The sequence below is a fragment of the Pseudomonadales bacterium genome, assembly GCA_013215025.1.
Lineage (GTDB): Bacteria > Pseudomonadota > Gammaproteobacteria > Pseudomonadales > DT-91 > DT-91.
Genome location: JABSRR010000263.1, coordinates 1 through 2,494 on the forward strand (window position 1 = coordinate 1; position 2,494 = coordinate 2,494).

Sequence of the window (2,494 nt, forward strand, 5' to 3'; positions counted from 1 at the left end):
GGTGGTGAAGTAAACATACAGTATCAGGTCTCGGTCCCGCTGTTCACCCAAAACCCTCGCATACTCCTCGTGAGATCCATCCAAACTTTTTTCGATGACCCCTTTGATGAGAATCGCAGGTATGTTGTTCGGGTCGTTGCGCAAAGCCAATTCGGCTGACTCTGCGGTGCTTACCACGGTCTGTGAAAAATCTGAATAAATGCCCAGGTAGCCCAGGCAAAAAGCGAGGTAGCCATGTGCGCTCCAGTAATTAGGGTCTAGTGTGAGTGCCTCTTGGAAGTTGGCCAAGGCGGCGCCAAAGCTCTGTTGACTTGGATCCTGAAACGCGTAACGAGCACGTAAGTTTAGGTTGTAGGCATCTACATTGCTGGTCTCCGAAACTACGATGGGGCCGTCATTTAGGGCTAGTGGCCCGCGAAGGGCGACTACCAATGACCTTGCTAGTTTCTCCTCAATATCGAAGATATCTTCGAAGTCGCTATCGTAGGAATCAGACCAGATCTGGAATCCTGTAGTCACATCGGTTAACTGAGCAGAAACTCTCAGTCGTGTATCTTGTCGTCTGATACTGCCTTCTAATATTTGCCGGACACCCAGAGCAGCTCCAATTTCGATCGCGTCCATGTCGCGGTATTGGGCTGCGAATGAAGATGTTCGGCTAGCGACTTGTAAGCCTCCATTGCGGGTTAAACCGTTTAACACCGCTTCTGCGATTCCGTTGCCTAGATATTGGTTTGCACCGTCGGCGCTGAAGTCAATAAACGGCAGTACAGCCAGCGAAGCTTCTTGGACTGGTTGTGTAATTTGGTTTGTCGGCTCCGTCGTTCCTGTCTGCTGCTCGCCAAAATCGAAAAATAATAGACCGATCACCGCGATCAGGGCCGTGACTATAAGATAGTCGGGCAATGATGCGCTGAGCGGTTCGCCAGTGTCTTCAAGCTCATCAGCGTGCTTTATGCCGTCGGGGGTTATTTCGAAGGCCCAAGCGATAATGAGGGCTATCGGGAAAAACAACACCAAAAGCAACGTCATGGTCTTGCCTATCCACTCAGGCGCTTCGAACATGGGCAGGACATTGGCAAGTATTTCGACAAGAACCAGGCTCACCGCGACATAAATACCGGCAATACGAAACACATGCCGGCGACGCATTTCTCGCCAAAAATTTAACACCAGGGACCTCTCTCTACAGACGCGTGACACGCTTGTATTCACAGCGGTATAACATTAACTTTCTCTGAGGCTAAAAGCTATCACGATAGAAAGTTAGACAGCTATATACGCATGCAGAGGTGAGTAATGTCGCTGTCAAAATTCGGGAGAATATCGCCGTGAGATTAATTGGAAAGGCGGGCCTTTGGCTCATGGTCGCGGGAATAATCGCTTTAGTTGCTGTAAATTCTCTGCTGAGTCGTAAGCGAATGTCACACGACAATGGCATTGTATGCAGAGCGCGTATCAAGGTGCTGGACAATGACCATATTCCACCGAGTACTTTTTTTTCACCTGGCGCGGAGTACCCATGCCGGTTCAGACACGCATCAGTGTCCTTCGCCGATGACGCCCGCTTAGTCGTTCGCAGTGCGTCATTGAAGTTCTCAGATACTGATCATCAGAGTCCATTAGACATCATGATGAATACGGGCACGGCGGGTCCCTTTTCTCACGCTTGGCACTTCCTGAAGTTCATGATTGCGACAATCCGAGGACGCGAGAAACATATCAAGCCTTACCTAGATCAGTATCCCGATCTCGCCGAGGGGATTACGCAGTCCATATGCTATCCGGATACTTTCGCACTCCTCAATTATCACAGCAAAACTGCGATGGGGTATCGCGATAGCAACGGTAAGGACTGGTACATTAAATTTAAACTGGCACCTTGGGACAGAGGACCTGATCGTGGAAGGCCTACCGAGAAAGAGTTGGAGCAGTACTGGCTGCAGGCGCCGATGGATGGCGAGACACGCTCTCGTAACTTCCTGAAAGACGAGTTTCGCAGGCGCGTGGATGAGTCGCCCGTTAAGTATCGTCTGCAGGCGCAGTTTCACCCGGCGTGTCAGGGTGAAGACCGTGGCGTGCTCGATTGCGGTAAGGCTTGGAACGAAGATGATTGCCCGTGGCATGACCTGGCTGAGGTTGAGGTGTATGAGATTTTGCAAACCGACAAGGGCAATCTCACTTGGTACGACGTCAACAATCACCCCGACAACATGTATATACCTGAAGCCCTCTCTATTTTTGATCCAGCATCAATAAACTATTTGCGGGCAAAGGATGGTTGGGCTAAGCGAGCGCGCATGCAGGGTTATCAGTGGTTCGGTCAACTGCCTCCTTGATCGATGATCGTCAGGGAGCGCGCTGTGCTTTACCGACGATATGCCTTCCAGATGATGAGCCTGAGGACACCGTCGTGATGAGGGCTGACGAGTTGGTTAGCCAGCGGGATGTATACGTATATAATGACTTCGACGGTACGCCGCCCCACGCTAAG

2 protein-coding genes are annotated in these 2,494 nt (G+C 50.8%); one reads left to right on the top strand and one right to left on the bottom strand.

Annotated features, from left to right (window positions below; genetic code table 11):
- On the bottom strand, window positions 1–1,173 hold a 1,173-nt coding region (locus HRU21_12680; protein NRA43145.1), incomplete at its 3' end, for a hypothetical protein.
- Between the two features lie 515 nt (window positions 1,174–1,688).
- On the opposite strand from HRU21_12680, the gene HRU21_12685 reads away from it, so the two are divergent.
- Window positions 1,689–2,339 (top strand): hypothetical protein, encoded by a 651-nt coding sequence (locus tag HRU21_12685; GenBank protein ID NRA43146.1) that lies wholly within the window; start codon window positions 1,689–1,691, stop codon window positions 2,337–2,339.
- The last annotated feature ends 155 nt before the right edge of the window (window positions 2,340–2,494 follow it).